Origin of the sequence: Cohnella baijiui (genome assembly GCF_020731285.1) — a bacterium.
Classification (GTDB): domain Bacteria; phylum Bacillota; class Bacilli; order Paenibacillales; family Paenibacillaceae; genus Cohnella.
Map to the genome: position 1 here is coordinate 44,042 of NZ_JAJFOW010000024.1, position 19,008 is coordinate 63,049.

General features: G+C 63.3%; 17 protein-coding genes. All 17 read left to right on the forward strand.

All coding sequences use genetic code 11. The features are described 5' to 3' along the window. Positions 1–6: 6 nt before the first annotated feature. The 17 genes from LKX83_RS20005 (at position 7) to LKX83_RS20085 (ending at position 18,955) form a co-directional block, all read left to right on the forward strand. Positions 7–1,467, forward strand: a complete 1,461-nt coding sequence (locus LKX83_RS20005) for a CoA-acylating methylmalonate-semialdehyde dehydrogenase (RefSeq protein ID WP_227884197.1) — start codon at positions 7–9, stop codon at positions 1,465–1,467. Positions 1,468–1,487: 20 nt separating this feature from the next. Continuing rightward, positions 1,488–2,552 (forward strand): inositol 2-dehydrogenase, encoded by a 1,065-nt coding sequence (iolG, locus tag LKX83_RS20010; RefSeq protein WP_227884202.1) that lies wholly within the window; start codon positions 1,488–1,490, stop codon positions 2,550–2,552. Next, positions 2,549–3,373, forward strand: a complete 825-nt coding sequence (gene iolB / locus LKX83_RS20015) for a 5-deoxy-glucuronate isomerase (protein WP_227884204.1) — start codon at positions 2,549–2,551, stop codon at positions 3,371–3,373. The genes iolG and iolB overlap by 4 nt, the downstream gene beginning before the upstream one ends. 76 nt (positions 3,374–3,449) lie before the next feature. Further along, positions 3,450–4,457, forward strand: coding sequence for a LacI family DNA-binding transcriptional regulator (locus tag LKX83_RS20020; protein ID WP_227884205.1), 1,008 nt, complete (start codon positions 3,450–3,452; stop codon positions 4,455–4,457). Between the two features lie 390 nt (positions 4,458–4,847). After that, positions 4,848–5,777 (forward strand): aldo/keto reductase, encoded by a 930-nt coding sequence (locus LKX83_RS20025; protein ID WP_227884207.1) that lies wholly within the window; start codon positions 4,848–4,850, stop codon positions 5,775–5,777. After that, a complete protein-coding gene (locus LKX83_RS20030; protein ID WP_227884208.1) occupies positions 5,774–6,538 on the forward strand; it encodes a sugar phosphate isomerase/epimerase family protein in 765 nt (254 codons plus the stop codon). The genes LKX83_RS20025 and LKX83_RS20030 overlap by 4 nt, the downstream gene beginning before the upstream one ends. A gap of 48 nt (positions 6,539–6,586) precedes the next feature. Next, entirely contained in the window at positions 6,587–7,315 is a 729-nt protein-coding gene (locus tag LKX83_RS20035) for an MgtC/SapB family protein (RefSeq protein ID WP_227884210.1), read from the forward strand. Between the two features lie 177 nt (positions 7,316–7,492). Continuing rightward, a complete protein-coding gene (locus LKX83_RS20040) occupies positions 7,493–8,203 on the forward strand; it encodes a glycerophosphodiester phosphodiesterase (protein WP_227884212.1) in 711 nt (236 codons plus the stop codon). A gap of 176 nt (positions 8,204–8,379) precedes the next feature. Continuing rightward, positions 8,380–9,324 carry an ABC transporter permease gene (locus tag LKX83_RS20045; RefSeq protein ID WP_227884213.1) on the forward strand — a complete coding sequence of 315 codons (945 nt, stop codon included), beginning with the start codon at positions 8,380–8,382 and terminating at the stop codon, positions 9,322–9,324. A gap of 88 nt (positions 9,325–9,412) precedes the next feature. Continuing rightward, a complete protein-coding gene (locus tag LKX83_RS20050; protein ID WP_227884215.1) occupies positions 9,413–11,125 on the forward strand; it encodes an extracellular solute-binding protein in 1,713 nt (570 codons plus the stop codon). Positions 11,126–11,229: 104 nt separating this feature from the next. Beyond that, positions 11,230–12,138, forward strand: coding sequence for a carbohydrate ABC transporter permease (locus LKX83_RS20055; protein WP_227884216.1), 909 nt, complete (start codon positions 11,230–11,232; stop codon positions 12,136–12,138). Positions 12,139–12,162: 24 nt separating this feature from the next. Beyond that, positions 12,163–13,056, forward strand: coding sequence for a phosphoesterase (locus tag LKX83_RS20060; RefSeq protein WP_227884218.1), 894 nt, complete (start codon positions 12,163–12,165; stop codon positions 13,054–13,056). A 75-nt stretch (positions 13,057–13,131) separates the two neighbouring features. Continuing rightward, positions 13,132–14,145 (forward strand): LacI family DNA-binding transcriptional regulator, encoded by a 1,014-nt coding sequence (locus LKX83_RS20065; RefSeq protein WP_227884219.1) that lies wholly within the window; start codon positions 13,132–13,134, stop codon positions 14,143–14,145. A gap of 49 nt (positions 14,146–14,194) precedes the next feature. Further along, entirely contained in the window at positions 14,195–15,154 is a 960-nt protein-coding gene (locus LKX83_RS20070) for a carbohydrate kinase family protein (RefSeq protein WP_227884221.1), read from the forward strand. Next, positions 15,151–16,518 (forward strand): family 4 glycosyl hydrolase, encoded by a 1,368-nt coding sequence (locus LKX83_RS20075; protein ID WP_227884223.1) that lies wholly within the window; start codon positions 15,151–15,153, stop codon positions 16,516–16,518. The genes LKX83_RS20070 and LKX83_RS20075 overlap by 4 nt, the downstream gene beginning before the upstream one ends. A 32-nt stretch (positions 16,519–16,550) precedes the next feature. Next, the gene (locus tag LKX83_RS20080; protein WP_227884226.1) at positions 16,551–17,465 is read left to right on the forward strand and encodes a metallophosphoesterase family protein; all 915 of its coding nucleotides are present in this window, start codon (positions 16,551–16,553) and stop codon (positions 17,463–17,465) included. Then, complete coding sequence (locus tag LKX83_RS20085; RefSeq protein WP_227884227.1) at positions 17,462–18,955, forward strand: leucyl aminopeptidase family protein; 1,494 nt, start codon at positions 17,462–17,464, stop codon at positions 18,953–18,955. The genes LKX83_RS20080 and LKX83_RS20085 overlap by 4 nt, the downstream gene beginning before the upstream one ends. The last annotated feature ends 53 nt before the right edge of the window (positions 18,956–19,008 follow it).

The window sequence follows — 19,008 nt, forward strand, 5'->3', positions numbered from 1 at the left end:
ATCCTTATGTCTACGCAAACCGCGCCAGAGGCGCTTCGTAACTATATCGGCGGCCGCTGGGTCGCTTCCGCGTCCGGACGCGCGGAAGCCGTGTACAACCCGGCGACGGGCGAGACGATCGCGACCGTTCCGCTCTCCTCTCGGGAGGAGCTGGACGACGCCGTCCGCGCTGCCAAGCTCGCATTCGAGGGCTGGAGCCGCACGCCCGTGCCGCGCCGCGCCCGCGTGATGTTCAAATATCAGCAGCTGCTCGTCGACCACTGGGAGGAGCTCGCCCGGATCATCACCCGCGAGAACGGCAAAAACTACACGGAGGCTTACGGCGAAGTGCAGCGCGGCATCGAGTGCGTCGAGTTCGCCGCGGGTGCCCCGACCCTGATGATGGGCAAGCAGCTGCCCGACATCGCAACGAACGTCGAATCCGGCATGTACCGCTACCCGATCGGGGTCGTAGGCGGCATCACGCCGTTCAATTTCCCGATGATGGTGCCCTGCTGGATGTTCCCGCTCGCCATCGCCTGCGGCAACGCCTTCGTCCTGAAGCCGTCCGAGCGGACGCCGCTGCTCGCGAACCGGCTTGCCGAGCTGATGGCCGAGGCCGGATTGCCGGACGGCGTGCTGAACGTCGTGCACGGCGCGCATGACGTCGTGAACGGGCTGCTCGAGCATCCGGACGTCAAGGCGATCTCGTTCGTCGGATCCCAGCCGGTCGCCGAATACGTCTACAAGACCGGCACCGCCCATGGCAAGCGGGTGCAGGCGCTGGCCGGCGCCAAAAACCACAGCATCGTCATGCCGGACGCCGATCTCGACGCGGCCGTCACGCAGATCGTGAACGCGGCCTTCGGCTCCGCTGGCGAGCGCTGCATGGCGTGCGCCGTCGTCGTTGCGGTCGGCGACGCCGCCGAGCCGCTCGTCCAAAAGCTCGTCGCCGCGGCCGATGCGCTTACGATCGGCAACGGCGCGGACGAAGGCGTCTTTCTCGGCCCGGTCATCCGCGATCCGCACAAGACGCGCGCGATCGGCTACATTGAAGCCGGCGAGCGGGAAGGCGCCGCGCTGCTGCGCGACGGGCGCCGGGATGCGGCGGCGAGCGGCGAAGGGTACTTCGTCGGCCCGACGATCTTCGACCGGGTGACGAGCGAGATGAAGATCTGGAAGGACGAGATCTTCGCGCCCGTGCTGTCGATTTCTCGGGTCGACACGCTGGACGAGGCGATCGCGCTGGCGAACCGCTCGTCGTTCGCCAACGGCGCGTGCCTCTTTACCCGCGACGGCAGCCACGTGCGCAAGTTCCGCGAAGAGATCGACGCGGGCATGCTCGGCGTCAATCTCGGCGTGCCGGCGCCGATGGCATTCTTCCCGTTCTCCGGCTGGAAGCAGTCGTTCTACGGCGATTTGCACGCCAACGGCACGGACGGCGTGGAGTTCTACACCCGCAAAAAAATGGTTACGGCACGCTGGTAACGAAAGAGGAGGACGGGAAGATGAATTCGCTGCATATCGGCATCATCGGCATGGGACGCATCGGCAGAATCCATGCCGACAATTTGCTCCGCATGCCGCGCGTCCGGCTCGCGGCCGTATCCGACTTGTACGCCGACGAGGCGCTCTCGCAATGGGCGACCGAGCGCGGCGTGCCGGTCGTCACCAAACGAGGGGAAGACCTGTTGGAGGACCCGGACATCCACGCCGTCTTCATTTGCTCGCATACGGATACGCACGTGCCGCTCATTATCGCGGCCGCGAAAGCGGGCAAGCACATTTTCTGCGAGAAACCGATCTCCCTCGATCCGGCGCGGACAAAGGAAGCGCTGGATGCGGTTCGCGAGGCGGGCGTCAAGCTGCAGGTCGGCTTTAACCGGCGGTTCGACCACAATTTCGAGCGCGTGCGGGAGCTGGTGCTGGAAGGCCGGATCGGGGAGCCGCATCTGGTCAAGATCACCTCGCGCGATCCGAGCCCGCCGCCGGAGGACTACATCGCCAAGTCGGGCGGCATCTTCATCGACATGACGATCCACGATTTCGACATGGCGCGCTTCCTGATCGGACGGGATATCGAGGAAGTGTACGCGCACGGCTCGGTGCTCGTCGACCCGGCGTTCGCGCGCTACGGGGATCTCGACACCGCCGTCGTCACGCTGAAGTTTGCGGGCGGCGCGCTCGGGGTTATCGACAACAGCCGGAGGGCCGTCTACGGCTACGACCAGCGCGTCGAGGTGTTCGGATCCGAAGGCTCGGTGACCGTCGCGAACGACCATCCGAACACCGCGGAAATCAGCACGTCGGACAGCGTCTCGCACGACAAGCCGCTGCACTTCTTCCTGGAGCGGTATAACGAGGCCTATATCCGGGAGGTTCGCCGGTTCGCCGAAAGCCTGCTGGACGGTGCCGGCGTGCCGGTCGACGGCTTTGACGGCCTGCAGGCCGAACTCGCGGCGCTCGCGGCCAAATGGTCGGTGCGGCTCGGCCGCGGCGTGAAGCTCGCAGAGCTGGACGATTCCGATCGGTTGGCGGCGGAAGCGCGGAACAAGGAGGCGACCCTGGCATGAGCGAGCTTCTCGTTAAGCCGCAGACGGACCCGGACGCGGACGGCAACGTTCTGCGCATTACGCCGACGTCGGCCGGCTGGACCTATGTGGGATTCGAAGTCTACCATTTGAAAAAAAACGACAAGCTGACGCGGCGGACGGAGGAGCGGGAAGCGTGTCTCGTTCTCCTCGCCGGCCTCGCCCACGTCGCGACGGACAGCGTCTCTTGGTCGGGGATCGGCGAGCGGATGGACGTCTTCGAACAAACGCCCCCTTACTCCGTCTATGTTCCGTCCGACGACGGCTTTGAAGTGACGGCCGCGACGGACCTGCAGCTCGCCGTCTGTTGGGCGCCGGGCGGGAACGGTTTGCCGGCGCGCCTGATCCGGCCTTCGGACGTCGGCGTGGAGCATCGCGGCTCCGGCAGCATGGCGCGGCTCGTCCACAACATCCTGCCCGAGACCGCGCCGGCGCACGGCCTGCTCGTCGTCGAGGTGTTCACCCCGAACGGGCATTGGTCCAGTTATCCGCCGCACAAGCACGACCGCGACGCCCTGCCGGAGGAGTCGCTGCTGGAGGAGACATACTACTACCGCGTCCAGCCGAACCAAGGCTTCGCCGTGCAGCGCGTCTACACGGACGACCGGACGCTGGACGAAACGCTGAGCGTGGGCGACGGAGAAGCCGTCCTTGTGCCGAAGGGCTATCACCCGGTGTCGGCGCCGCCCGGCTACGACGTCTACTATTTGAACGTCATGGCCGGACCTAAGCGGACTTGGAAATTCTGCAACGATCCGGGCCACGCCTGGCTCATGCCGAAGCCGGCGCCTTCCGACCGATGAAGCAAGCGTGGCGCGGGCTCCCTCTTTTACCTATAATGAGACTAATAGGGTCGACGGAAGAAGAGGGATGACAGCCATGAAGGCAACGATTTACGACATCGCCAAGGAGGCGAACGTCTCCATCGCCACGGTCTCCAAGGTGATCAACGGCAAAGGCCGGATCAGCTCGGAGAAGCGCCGGGAGGTGCTGGAGGTCATGGAGCGGCTGAACTACCAGCCGAGCATGATCGCGACGGCGCTGGCGGGCAAGCAGACGTTTACGCTTGGGCTGCTGGTGCCGGACATCTCGAATCCGTACTTCGCGGAGATGGCACGTGCGATCGAGGACCAGGGGCACCGGACGGGCTACAGCGTCGTCATCTGCAGCACGGACAACCGGGACGAGCGCGTGGAAAAATACATCGGCCTGCTGCTCAAGAAAAGCGTCGACGGGATCGTCATCGGAACCGGGGTGGACAATCCGGAGTTGATCGAGCGGCTCCTGAGCCGACGGATCCCCGTCGCGCTCGTCTCGCGCGAGATGCCGGATCTGCCCGTGCACACGGTCGTCGTGGACGACGATTTGGGCGGGCGGATGGCGGCGGAGCATCTGCTCGCGCTCGGCCATACGCGCTTCGCCGTTCTCGCGGAGGATCTGAAGGTCGCGAGCAGCCGTCATCGCGTGCGCGGCTTTCGCCGCGCGCTCGAAGAGCGGGGGCTCGCCTTCCGCGACGCGGACGCGGTCATCTGCGACTTCCAGATCGCCGACGGCAAAGCGGCGGCGATCGGCCTGCTCGGCGCGCCCGACCGGCCGACCGCGCTGTTCTGCTGCAACGATCTGCTCGCGATCGGTGCCATTCAGGCGTCGAGGGAGCTGGGGCTGCGCGTCCCCGAGGACGTCTCGATCGTCGGCTTCGACAATACGATCTTGGCGACCGTGACCGATCCGCAGCTGACGACCGTGGCGCAGCCGATCGAGCATATGGGCAAGCAGGCCGTAAACCTGCTCATGCAGGACCTGGAGGCGGAGGGTGCCGCGAAAAGCCGCATCGTCGTCCGTCCCGAGCTGGTCGTTCGCGGTTCTACCGGAGCGTTCCGGGGGTAAGCGGGCAGTCGGAGCGGAGAGAAAATCCGGCACAGCGATCGCTCGATCGCAAAAAAAGAGTTGTGCGATGGAGGAAGATCTTTTAAAATCGAATTAAGCGCTTACCCTGGCGAGTCCGCAGCGGCTCGCCGACAGGGCAAGCAAGGCGGGGAGGCCTGCGGTCTCCGGCGCGATCCGTCGTCCGTCAAGCAGGACGAGGGCCGAATCGAGGATGCGAAGAGGTGCCTCGATTTTCTTTGTGCCGATTCTGGTATCGTTACCAGAAATCCAAAACGGACGAAAAAGACTGGTTTGACAAGGAAACCGCATCGTCGACATGGAAGGAACGGCGCCTCCGGCCGTCCGCCCGATCCGGGCGGCGGCAAGCGCGCCGCGGAAGGGAGCGCGAACATGAAACAAATGACCATCAACGGCGTCCGGCTGTCGCGCCTGATTCTGGGAACCGGCGATCTGCGGAAGCTGAACGGAACGAGCATGCTCGACGCGTTCGTCGCGGCTGGCGGCACGACGATCGATACGGCGCATCAATATACCCAAGCGGAGAAAATCCTCGGCGCCTGGATGGCGGAGCGGGGCAACCGCGACCGGCTCGTCATTCTGACCAAGGGAGCCCATCACGACGACGGCAGCCCCGGGCCGAGGGTGAACCCCGAAGCGATCGACAAGGACCTGCACGAGAGCTTGGACCGGCTCGGCACCTCGTACATCGATCTGTACGCGCTGCATCGCGACGATCCGCAGGTACCGGTCGGCCCCGTCGTCGAAGCGCTGAACCGGCATCTCGACGCCGGCCGCATCCGCGCGTTCGGCGCTTCGAACTGGACGCGCGAGCGCATCCAGGAGGCGAACGATTACGCGGCGGCGCGCGGGCTCGCCGGGTTCAGCTTCAGCAGCACGAATCTGGCGCTCGCCGAGGCGCTGGAGCCGAGATGGCCGGGCAGCGTGGCGGCCGACGCGGCGACGCGCGCCTGGCACGAGCGGACGCAGTTGCCGCTTCTGGCCTGGTCCGCGCAGGCGGGCGGATTTTTCTCCGGCCTCTTCTCGCCGAACGACCGCTCGAACGCGGAAATGGTCCGTGTATACTACAGCGAGGACAACTGGCGCCGGTACGACCGGGCGAAGCGCCTCGCCGAAGTCAAAGGCGTCTCGGCGACGCAGATCGCGCTGGCCTATGTGCTTCAGCGTCCCTATCCGACCGGCGCGATCATCGGACCGCGCAGCGAGGCGGAGCTTCGGGATTCCCTGGACGCCGAAGCGATTGCGCTGTCCGAAGGCGAATTGGCCTGGCTCCATCTGGAGAGGGAGGAGCTTGCGCCATGAGACGCAAACTGGCCGCGCAGCTGTACACGCTGCGCAACGAACTGAAGCGCGACTTCCCGGGCACGCTGCGGGAGCTGGCGCGAATGGGCTGGACGGCCGTCCAGATCGACGGCTTGCACGGCAACGACCCGCGCGAGATCGCGGCGGTCATGAACGAGATGGGACTTCGGACGGCGGGCATGCACGTCGGCCTGGAGCGGATGAAGCACGATCTGCCGGCCGTCCTCGAAGAGGCGCGCCTCTTCGGAACCCGGGATTTCATCTGCCACTCGCTGCCCGATTCGCTCATGAATCCCGAAGGCTATGCCAGCGTCCGGCGCGACCTGCGAGAGGTGTCGGCCAAAGTCGCGGAGCTCGGCTTGCGGGTAGGCTACCATAACCACGACTTCGAGTTTCGCACGCAGATGGAAGGCCGATACGCGCTCGATTATGTGCTCGAGCCGGACGCGGAGCGCCCCGTCTACGCGGAGATCGATACGTTCTGGGTGAAGAAAGCCGGACTCGACCCGCTGTCCTACATCGAGGCGTACGCAAACCGGATGCCGATCCTGCATCTCAAGGACATGACGGACGACGACGCCCGGACGTTCGCGGCGATCGGCACGGGGAGCATCGACTTCGTCCCGATCCTGAGCTGGGGCGAGCGGAGCGGCGTCGAATGGTACGCCGTCGAGCAGGACTACTGCCCGGGGAATCCGCTGGACAGCCTCGCGATCAGCTTCGACAATCTGCTGCGTATGGAAGCGGAAATCGCAGGCTGACGATTCTGAAAGCGCTCAACCGAAACTGCTCCCGAAGGAGGTGGCGGCATGGGGCTTGCGTTCGACCCGGCCGTTTGGCACATCGGCCCGGTGGAGATGACGCTGCGGCTGCTTCTGGCGCTGGGACTGGGAGGCCTGATCGGCTTCGAGCGGGAGCTCGGCGGGCACTCCGCCGGCTTCCGAACGCACATCCTGGTCTGCCTGGGTTCGGCGGCCATCGTCCTGCTCTCGATGTACGGCTTCGCCGCATTCGCGCCCGAACCGAACGTCCGCCTCGATCCCGCGCGGCTCGCCGCCCAAGTGATCAGCGGCATCGGCTTTCTCGGCGCCGGCACGATCATGCGGACGGGGCTTACCGTCTCGGGGCTCACGACGGCGGCGTCCCTATGGGTGTCCGCGGCGATCGGCCTGTCCGCCGGCGCCGGATTTTATTACGGCGCGGTCATATCGACGGTATTGGTGGTGCTCAGCTTGTTCGTGCTCAACAAGATCGAGAAGCTGTTTTCCCGAACGAAGGCGGTGCGGGAGCTGCTCATCAAGATGGAGCAGTCCTCGTCCGGCGTCGGCCTTATGCTGGCGTACCTGAATCAATGCGGTCTCGCGATCCGTCAGCTCTCGGTCGAAGTGGAGGCGGAATCGTCCGCGCCGGGCGGCCGCTACTTGACGATTCGGGTGCAAGTGAAGCTGAAGAAGGCGCAAAAATACGAGGAAGCCATCGCGACGCTGATCGGCATGGAGGGCGTCGTCGGGCTCGAAACGGCGAGTCTGGCCGTTTGAGACGCGGAAGCTGCGAGCGATACCTTACTTCACAAAGCTAGGAGACTTGCACGATATGCTGCTGTCGAATCGAAAATCAAAGAACGCCTGCAGGAGCTGGAGGGCTTCCGATACCGTGACGCCCGGCCGATCGGCTGCTGGAGCGGAGCGAGCTGAACGGCGAGGGGAGGGATTATCATGGGACAAACGCTCGTAGCGGCGCATACGGGCTGCGGCGTACACCCGGACAACACGATCGAGTCGTTTCTCGAAGGGATGCACGCAGGCGCCGACATCGTCGAAGTCGACGTCCGCATCGCGGCCGACGGTACGCCGATTTTGCTGCACGACGACTCGCCGCTGCTGCGGGAGCACGCGTTCGGGGAGCTGAATCGGGCGGACGTCCGCAGCCGGCTGGACCCGATCTATCGCGATTATGCGCTCGCCACGCTCGAGGAGGCGATCGCGCTCTCGGAACGCGAGGGGACGCGGCTCAATCTGGACGTGAAAGTAGCGGACGCCATTGCGCCCGCGATGGAGCTCGTCCGGCGCAGGGGCGCGCAGGACCGCGTCTACGTCACCGGCTGCACGGACGGCATCCCGGAGCGCTTCCCGGACATCCGGGCGATGATGAACACGCCGGATTTCCTCACGCCGGCGCAGGCGTTCCGGTACGCGTCCTACGCGGCATCCGTCTGCCGCCAGGCGGAGGAAGGCGGCTGCGCGGGACTCAACATGAATGCCAGGACGTGCCGCCGGGAGGTGGTCGAGGCGGCGCATGACCGCGGCCTGCTCGTTTGGGTCTACACGGTGAACGGCAAGGCCGCGATGGCCAAGTACGCCGGAATGGAGGTGGATGCCATCACGACCCGCCGGCCCGATCGGCTGCTGCAGCTGCTCCGTTCGTGAAAAAAAACGGTAGCCAATTCGCGCGGGACGTGTTACACTCGACATCAGGTAAGCGTTTTCAGAAATAGGCTGCGTCCGCGTCCCTCTTTTTTTCGCCCTTTCTGGTATCGCTACCATATCGGGCGCAGATGGACCGGCGAAAGGCCGAATCCCACAAAGCAGGTGATCCAAGATTGATGCGGCAAAAAAGCTCCGTACCGTCCGAAAACCGTGGAAGCGCCCTATGGAAAAGCATCTTGCAGCACCGCTACCTGTACTTCATGTTGTTGCCCTGCATCGCGTTTTTCATCGTCTTCTCGTATATTCCGATGGGCGGATTGCTGCTCGCCTTCAAGGAGTATAAGTTCAACAAAGGCATCCTGGGCAGCCCGTGGGTAGGCTTCGACTACTTCAAGACGTTTTTCAACTCGTACCAGAGCGGCCAGCTGATCAAGAACACGCTGATCATCAGCGCGATGAAGCTGTTTTTGTACCTGCCGTTCCCGATCATCCTGGCGCTCATGTTTAACGAAGTCCGCTCCAAATGGTTCAAGAACGTTTCGCAGAGCGTCATGTATCTCCCGCACTTCCTGTCCTGGGTCGTCGTCGTCGGGCTCCTCCAGCGCGTGCTGGCGCCGGACAACGGCCTGCTGAACCAGCTGATCTCGGGCATGGGAGGCGACGGCGGCACCTACTTCATGATGGAGCCCAAGTACTTCTACCAGATCATGTTCGGCAGCCACCTGTGGAAGTCCATCGGCTGGGATTCGATCATCTACATGGCCGCCATCTCGGGCGTCAACCCCGACATGTACGAAGCGGCCAAAATCGACGGAGCGGGCAAGCTGCGGGAGGTATGGAGCATTACGCTGCCATCCATCACGCCGACGATCGTCATCCTGTTCATCCTGTCGCTCGGCAACATTCTCTCGGCGGGCTTCGACCAGCTCTATCTGCTCCGTACGCCGGGCAACATGCAGCTTTCCGACATCCTGGATACCTACATTATCCGCGTCGGCTTGCAGAGCGGGCAGTACGGATACGCCACCGCGGTCGGCATGATGCAAGGCTTGATCGGACTCGTGCTCGTCATCGTAGCGAACCGTATCTCGCGCAAAGTTTCCGATACCTCATTATGGTAACGGTACCAGATTCGCGTAACACCCAATTTCGGTGAAAGCCGTCTTCGGACGAATTTCATACACCATCATCTGAAAAGGGGATAAACGTATGAGCAAGAGATGGGCGAAAGTATGGACGATACCGGTCATGGCTTCGATGCTGCTGGCCGGCTGCACGGGCGGCAAGGACAACGACTCGTCCGCGAGCGGTACGGCATCGGCCGGCGCCGAGGGCAAGCCGGCGACCTGGGTGGCGGACCGCAAGATCAAGGGTCTCGTGTTCATGGGCACCGACGACTATACCGAAGACATGAACCCGGAGATCAAGGCGAAGATCAAAGAGATGACCGGCGTCGACTTCGAAATCCAGATCATGAAGGCGGACCACTCGATCGACGGCCTGATCGCCGGTCTCGCCGCGAACGATCTGCCGGACTTCATCGCCTTCTACCTGAACAACAGCGGACGGCCGGAGATGCCGGTCGTGCTGAAAGCGGCACGCGAAGGCATGTTCACCGACCTGACCCCGCTGCTCAAAAACACGAAAATCTACAGCAAATACGAGCAAGAAGGTTTCCTGCCGCTCGATACCCAGTACGGCGTCATGTTCCGTCCGGAGTTCAACGGCTCCACCTACTTCGTCCACATGAATGTCAATCGCCAGGGCGGCTACGACACGCGCAAGTACGTCGGCGGCCCGTACATCCGCAAGGATATCGCGGACGCGCTGAACCTCGATCCGAGCACGATCAAGACGACGGATCAACTGTACGAGCTCGCGAAAAAGATCAAGGACGGCCACTTCAAGGACAGCAACGGCAAGGAAGTATATCCGATCGGCCCGAACTATTGGGGCGGACAAGAGATCGGCAAGCTTTTCGGCGATCTGGAATGGGGCGAAGTCGGCCAGTTCATCAAGCAGGATCAAAGCGGCAAAGTCCTTCATGAATCCGAGACGCCTTACGCGATGAAAAAAGTCGAGTACGTCCAAAAGCTGCTGAAGGAAAAGCTGCTGCAGCCGGAGTTTTTCACGATGGACGAAAGCCGCGCGACCGAAGGCGCCCTGAACGGATCTTGGGCGATTATCGGAGACATGCACAATTATCTGGACTTTAACCAAGACATGCACTACGTGCCGCTCGGCCCGCTGAACACGGTCGACGGTGCTTTCCAGATGCAAGTCGCGTTCAAGTCGGGCTACTCCGCGTGGGCGATTCCGTCCTCGACCAAGAAGCCCGAAGAAGTCGTCAAGTTCGCCGATTTCCTCGCCAGCCGCGAAGGCAAGCTGCTCTGGAGATACGGCTTGGAAGGCCGCGACTACACGCTGGACGCGGACGGCAACCCGCTCGTGAAGCAAGAGGTGCTCGACCTGAAGGCGAAGGATCCGAACGAAGCGAAAAAGCTGGGCTTCGGCGGCGTCGGCAACTACTGGGGCGAGCTGCTCGGCAGTACCGACATCGACTACATGGCTGACTTCGGCGAGATGGAATACGGCGACAAGCTGAAGAAGAGCGAAGACCAAGGCGCGTTGAAAATCGCGAACTACTGGCATTGGGACGACAAACGCAAAGCCGCGAACGTCGTCGACGGCTACACGCCGAACGCCTTCCTCGGCGAATTCGACCGCGGGACCGATCTGAAGGCGGCCTTCGACAACTACAAAGACAGCCTGGTTCAGGCGTATTACAGCAAGACGCCGGAAGCCGCGCAAAAAATCCTCGACAACGCCTTGAAGCAAATGCAAGCGGCGGGGCTCGACGATTACCTGAAGCTCGTTGCCGACAAAAACAACGATCCAAAAACGAAAGTCAACTTCAATTAAGAAGTCGAAGCAGATCAGCTTGCGTCTGACAGAGGCGGTCGAACGGCGGGCGGTCCGATCCGCGGACCGAACCGCCGTTCCGCCCCAACTGGAGGTTGAGGACCGTGGGAAACGAATTTTATAAGCTGAGCGCGGGCGAGAGAGCGTTCAAGATCGTCAATTACCTGCTCATCATCGCTTTGTGCCTGTCGATCATTCTTCCTTTTCTGAACATCCTGGCCTTGTCGTTCAACCCCGGCAAAGACGCGGAGCGGGGCGGCATCTATTTCTGGCCGCGCATCTGGTCGCTGGACAACTTCGAGAAGGTGTTCCAGGCGGCGAACATCGGTACGGCGTTCGCGATCTCCGTCTTCCGCACCGTCGTCGGCACGATCGCGAGCGTTTTCCTGACCGCCATGGCCGCCTACGCGCTGAAGAGCAAGACGCTGCCGGGCGGCAAATTTCTCATGATGCTCGTCTTCTTCACGATGCTGTTCAGCGGCGGCATCATTCCGTACTATATGCTCCTCAAGTCGATCCACCTGACCAATTCGATCTGGGTGTACGTCATCCCGAGCTTGTACAGCGCCTGGAACCTGATCATCATCCGGACGTTTTTCCAGCAGATCCATCCGAGTCTGGAAGAGTCGGCCCGAATCGACGGCTACAACGACTTTTCGATCTTTCTGCGCGTCATCATGCCCCTGAGCCGCCCGGTCGTCGCGGTCATCGCTCTGTTCAACGCCGTCGGCCACTGGAACGATTGGTTCACGGGCGCCTTCTACGTGCGCGAAGCGGCGCTTCGTCCGTTATCCACGCTGCTGCAGGAGATGCTCATGAGCGCGGAAGCGATGCGGGATACGCTCAGCCAAGCGGCCGGCGTCAAGTACGACATGCTCGAGAAGATTCAGATCACGGGCAATTCCTTGAAAATGGCGACCATCATCGTCGTCGTGACGCCGATCATCCTCATTTATCCTTTCGTGCAAAAATACTTCGCCAAAGGGATCATGATCGGCTCGATGAAAGAATAGGGGATCCGAAAGGGCGGGACAACGATGAAGATCGGCAATCCGTATACGAACGAGGGCGCGTGGCTGCGCGGAAGCTTCCACAACCACACGACCAACAGCGACGGCTGGTTCCCGCTGGAATCGGTCTACAAAATGTACGGCGGCTACGACTTCCTGGGCATCTCCGATCACGACAAAATCACGCCGCTGGACGGCAAGCGCGACATCCCGACCGTCTTTGAAGCGATCGAGGTGAGCAGCAAGGAAACGCATATGCTCCTCGTTCAGCCGCCGCGCGCGATCATGGACGACTACAGCAACGAATTCACGATCGGCAATTATCAGCGGTTCGTCGACCTCGCGACGGAGAACGGCGGATTCGCGGTGCTCGTCCATCCGAACCGGTATTTCTCCAACTACTGGAAGCTCGAAGACATGCTTCGAATGGAACGCTATCTCGGCGTGGAGGTCTACAACGGGGACGGCAACCCGGAATACGACATCGCCTTTGACAAATGGGACGCGCTGCTGTCCGCCGGGCGCCACGTATGGGGCTTCGGCAACGACGATTCCCACGTCTACGGGCAGGAGAAGCGGGCTTGGAACGTCGTGCGGGCGCGGGAAAATTCGCCCGAAGCGATCCTCGAGGCGATCCGGCGCGGCGACTTCTACGTGTCGACGGGCTACGGCTTCGAGGCGATCCGCACGGAGGGCGACGCGATCGTCGCCGAGCTTCGCTCGAACGACCTGCTGGACCGGATGTACAAATACGTCACCTTCTTCGGCAAGGACGGCCGCGTGCTGCAGGAGACGACCGGCCGGATCCGCGAGGCGAAATACGTGTGCCGCGGCGACGAAGATTACGTCCGAATCGCGGTCTATCTCGAAGGTGGGTACAGCGCGTTTTCCCAGCCATTATTTATTGGCCAAGACCTGTAATCAGACAGGAGATAGGGGCTTTCCCGCCGAATTCATCCTGTTAAACGAAGAAGACGGATGAACGAGGTGAGCAAGATGACGGTCAAAATCAAAGACGTGGCGAAACGCGCCGGCGTATCCGTCACGACCGTATCCCGGGTGCTGAACGGGGAGAAGTACGTCAAGGACGATCTCCGCGCCAAAGTCAACCGGGTGATCGAGGAGCTGGGCTACGCGCCGAGCCAGATCGCCCGCAGTCTGGTGCGCAAAAAGACGAATCTCATCGGCGTCATCGTGCCCGATTTGACTTCCAGCTTCTATTCGACGATTCTGAGCAGCATCGAGCGCGTAGCCAGCGAGAACGAGTACAATCTGCTGGTCTGCAACATCAGCGAGGATATCGACAAGGAGCTCAAATACTTGAACGTATTTCAGGAGATGCGGGTCGAAGGCATCATTATCATGCACGAAAAGATCAACGAACCGATCCGGCAGTTCATCCACAAGATCGGAACGCCCGTGATCTTCTCCAGCGTCAAGCCGATGGACCAAACCTTCGTGTCGGTCATCGTGGACGACTACAAGGCAGCGTACGAGGCGACCGAATACCTGATCGGGCTGGGCCACGAGACGATCGGATTCATCGGCGGCGACATGCGCGACATCACGTCCGGACAGAACCGGTACAGTGGCTACCGCAACGCGATGACGGACCGCGGCCAAAAGCTCGTCTACGAGCATATCCGCTTCGGCGATTACAAGGTCAAAAGCGGCTACGACCAGATGAAAGAGCTGCTGCGCATCGACAATCCGCCGACGGCGGTGTTCGCGGTGAGCGACGACATGGCGGTGGGCGCGATCAACTGCATCCGGGACGCGGGGCTGCGAGTGCCCGAGGACATTTCCGTCATGGGCTTCGACGGCAGCCAGTTGACGGAGCTCGTCCGTCCGTCGCTGACGTCGATGGAGCAGCCCATCCATCAAATGGGCCAAGTGACGATGAACGTCCTGCTGCAGCAGATCGCGGGCGAATCGGCGCAGGCTGAGGACGTCGTCCTGGCGCACCGGCTGGTCGAACGGGAAAGCTGCCAGCGCAGGGAGGAACAGTAGCAAGGAAGAGAGTGGAGGAATCCGCAAGCCAACGGGGATGTGACCAACTGTGAAACCATACGATGTCGTCGTGATCGGCGACGCCAATATCGATCTGGTCGTGGCGGGATGCAACGAGATGCCCGCGCCCGGTCAGGAAGTGCTAGTGAACGAGATGACCCTCCACGTCGGGGGAGGCGCGGCGCTGTTCAGCTTGGCGCTCGCGAAGCTGGGCATGAAAATCGCATTTAACGGCGTTCTCGGGGAAGACGGATTCGGCCAATTCGTCCGCGAACGTTTTCTTCAATATGGTATCGATACCAGGTATATTCGAACGAGCAGTCGGCGCAACACCGGCATTTCGATCGCCATCAATCCGGAAAAGGACAGGTCGTTTATTACGTACACCGGAACCAACGAGGAGCTGAGTCTGCAGCAGCTCGATATGGACAGCGTCGCCCTCGGCCGGCACGTCCATCTCACCGGCTACCGCGGCAGCCGCAACCATGCGGAATACGTCGACATGGCGCGGCGACTCAAGCAGCTGGGCCTGACCACTTCGCTCGACGTCGGCTGGGACGATACGGGCGAATGGTACAAGGGCATCTACGAGCTGATCCGGGAAGTGGACGTCTTCTTTCTGAACGAGACCGAAGCCCGGCATTACACCGGCTGCGCCTCTGCGGAGCGCGGTCTGCGGGAGCTCGCCAAGCACGGCCGGCACGTCGTGCTTAAGCTCGGCGAAGCGGGCGCCCTGGCGGCGATCGGCGGCCGGGTCGCGTACCGCTCCGCGTTCGAGGCGGACGTCGTCGATACGACCGGCGCGGGAGACTCCTTTAATGCAGGCTACATGTACGGTTACTTGAACGGGCATCGGACGGAGCAGTGCCTGCTGTTCGCCAACGCCTGCGGCGCGATGTCCGTCAGCCGGTTCGGCGGCAGCGCGGGCGTCCGCGATCGCGCCGAGCTGGAGCGGTTCGTCGGCGAACGGATCGCCCAAACGACGGATCATTGGGAGGTAGCGCAATGAAATTGACGTTAATCGGCGGCGGCGGCGTCCGGGCTGTGTTGTTCACGCAAAGCCTGACGCTCCGCGCGACGCAGGCGGGCATCGACAAGCTGGTGCTGCTCGACGTCGACCCGGTGCAGCTCGAGACGATCGGGCAGCTCTGCCGGGTCGTCGTCGCCCGCAGCGGCGTGTCCCTCGACATCGAGCTGTCGACCGATCCCCGGTCGGCGCTGGCCGGCGCGGACTACATCGTCACGACGATCCGCGCGGGCAAGGAAGCGTCCCGAGCCGAGGACGAGCGGATCGCCATGCAATACGGGCTTCTCGGGCAGGAGACGACGGGGCCGGCTGGCTTCTCCATGGCGCTGCGCACGATTCCGGTGCTGCTCGATTACTGCGCGCTCGCGCGGGAAGTCGCTCCGAACGCCTGGATTTTCAATTTCTCCAATCCTTCCGGTCTTGTCACCCAGGCGCTTCGGAGCGCGGGCTACGATCGGGTGGTCGGCATTTGCGACACGCCCAGCCACACAAAGCTGCGGATGGCGGAAGCGCTGGACCTCGACCCGGAGGCGCTTTACGTGGAGTTTTTCGGCCTCAACCACTTGTCTTGGATCCGCAAGGCGGTTTATGGGGGAGAAGACCGGCTCGCGGGGCTGAAGACCGATCCCGCCTTCCTGTCCCGCGTCGGCGAATTCGCGATGTTCGATCCGGATTTGCTGCGATCGCTGCCGTACTTGCCGAACGAATATCTTTATTACTACTACCACCGGGAGCGGGCGATCGCCAATATCCGGCGGGCCGGCGAGACAAGAGGCCGGATGATCGCGTATAACAATCGGGAGATGCTCGAAGCGCTGAGGGTAATCGACATCCCGAGGCAGCCGGAGAAGGCGCTGCAGACGTATCTTTACTATACGCAGAAGCGGGAGGCCTCCTACATGGCGATCGAAACCGACTCGGCCGCGAAGCCGGAGCTGCCGGCCGAGGAGCTGAAGCTGCCGGAGTCGCTCGGCTACGCGGGCGTCATGCTCGACTTCGTGGACGCGCTGCAGTCGGGCTCCGAACGTGCCGTCGTCCTGTCCGTTCCGAACGCGGGCAGCATCGCCGGCTTCGCGGACGACGACGTGGTCGAAGTCACGTGCCGGATCGGCGCGAACGGCGCCGTGCCGGTGCCGATCGGCGAAGTGCCGGAGGCGGAATATTTGCTCATGCGCAGCGTCAAGCGCTTCGAGCGGTTGACCGTGGAGGCTGTGCGCGAACGTTCCAAGGAACTGGCGATCGAGGCGCTGACCTCGCATCCGCTCGTCGGCTCGTACTCGCTCGCCAAGCAGCTGACAGCCGACTATTTAGAGGCTTATCGGCCGCTCTTGGGTGAATGGAAGTAAAGGCGCCGTTTAACGAAAAGGAGGAATCGGAAGTGAACGGGGAACAGAAGCGTGAATTAAAGTTTCGCGAGGACGGATCGTTTACGATCCTGCAGCTGACAGACATGCACTACGGCGACGACAAGCCGGAGGACCGGGAACAGGACGGCCGCACCGCGGCGCTCGTCTCGCGCCTGATCGCCGAGGCGCAGCCGGATCTCGTCGTCCTGACGGGCGACATGATCTGGAGCCAAGGCGTGCCGGACCCGCAGGCGTCGTTCCGCCGGGCGATTGCGCCGGTGTCGTCGTCCGGCGTGCCGTGGGCCGCCGTCTTCGGCAACCACGACGCGGAAGCCGGAGTGACCCGCGAGCAGCTGCTGGCGATCCAGCGCGAGGACCCGAACTGTCTCACGGAGGCGGGGCCGGCGGATATCGGCGGCGTAGGCAACTTCGTGCTGCAAGTTCGGAAAGCGGGGACGGACGCGGCGACGCTTTACTTTTTCGATTCGGGCATCGAGGCGCCAGAGCCGATCGGCGGCTATGCCTGGATTCAGCCAGATCAGATCCACTGGTACGTCGAACAGTCCCGGCGGCTGTCGGCGGAGGCCGGCGGTCCGCTGCCGGCGCTCGCCTTCTTCCACATTCCGGTGCCGGAGTACGACGAGGCGTGGCAGAGCGACACGGACCTCGTCGGGACGAAGGAGGAGCGGGTGGAGTGTCCGCGGGTGAACACCGGCTTGTTCGGCGCGATGGTGCAAATGGGCGACGTCATGGGCACCTTCGTCGGTCACGACCACGACAACGACTATTGCGGCACCTTGCACGGCATTCGGCTTTGCTACGGAAGGGTTACGGGATATAACTGCTATGGCAAGCTAGCGCGCGGAGCGCGCGTCATCCGGATGCAGGCCGGCAGCCGGTCGTTCGAGACTTGGATCGTCGAGGCGGACGGGGGCGCCGCCCCATGAAGTTCGAGCTGGGCGCAGCGGGGATGGGAACTGGGGGCGGGGCGGACGCGCTTGTGCTGCCCGCGTTTGCGGACCGGCTCCCGCAGGCGGGAAACGTCCCGGCGATCGGGGCGCTGGCCGCCAAGCTGAAGCCGGGGATGGGCGAGCGGCATGCGGTCACGTGGCTGTACGGTGTGGACGGCCGTCCGGACGTCCTGCTCGTCGGCCTGGGCGCGGCTGCCGACTTCGGACCGCTGCGGCTGCGCGAGGCGGCTGGGGACGCGGGACGGGCACTGGTGCGGGACGGCCGCCGGAAGGCGGGAGTTTCCTTCGCGCTGGCGCGGGCGGAGGGGGCCGCTGCGCTCGACGAGGCGGAGGCCGTCGCCGCTTGGGTGGAAGGCGCGATGCTCGGCGCGTACGCCTTCGACAAGTACAAGTCGGGGCCGCGGAGCGAGCCGAGCCTCGCTTTTGCGATCGACGCCGCGGACAGTCCGGCTTGCCGGGGGGCGATGCGTCTCTCCCTCATCCGCGCGGAGAGCACGATCTGGGCGCGCGATTTGACGAACGAGCCGCCGAACGGCCTTCGTCCGCGCGACTTGGCGGAGCGGACGGTCGAGCGGTTCGCGGGCACGTCGGCGCGCGTGACCGTGCACGAAGGCGAGGCGCTGGAGCGCCTCGGATTCACGGGTCTCGCCGCCGTCGGCCGCGGCAGCGCGAATCCGCCCGCGTTTATCGAGGTTCGCTACGACGGAGACGAGGCGGCGCCGCTCGTTGCGCTCGTCGGCAAGGGCATCACGTTCGATACGGGCGGCATCAGCCTGAAGCGGGACAACGACATCAGCGACATGCGGATGGACATGGCCGGGTCGGCTGCCGTGCTCGGCGCCGCCGACGCGCTCGTCCGCAGCGGCGCGCCGGTTCGCGTGGCCGCGCTCGTGCCGGCGGCGGAAAATTGCCCCTCCGACCGGGCGCTCCTGCCGGGCGAGGTGATCCGCTACGCCAACGGCGTGACCGTTCAGGTGGGCAACACCGACTCCGAAGGACGGCTCGTGCTCGCCGACGCGCTCATCCATGCGCATCGGATCGGCGCTTCGGTGGCGATCGATCTGGCGACGCTCACCCACTCCGTCGTTGGAGCCCTCGGTTCCCGGATCGCGGGCGCATTAGGCGACGACGCGTTGATCCAGGCGCTCAAGCACGCGGGCGAGCCGTTCGGCGAGCGGATCTGGCAGCTGCCGCTCGTCGACGAGTACGAAGCTTACCTGGACAGCGACTACGCCGATACGAGCAACATCAGCAGCAAAGGGGAAGCGGGCGTCATCACGTCCTCGCTTTTCCTGCGCAAGTTCGTCCATCCGTCGCTCCGATGGGTACATATCGACATGAACGGCCCGAAGGAGTCATCCTCCGCTCGGGGGCAGCATGCCGTCGGCGCGACCGGCTTCGGAGTGCGCATGCTGACGGCCTTCGTCGCGGAGGCGGGCCGGGGCGGTCCGCCGGCCGAAGCCTAGCAGGGGCGGAGCGCCGATCGAGGCCTAGCAGGGGCGGAGCGCCGATCGAGGCC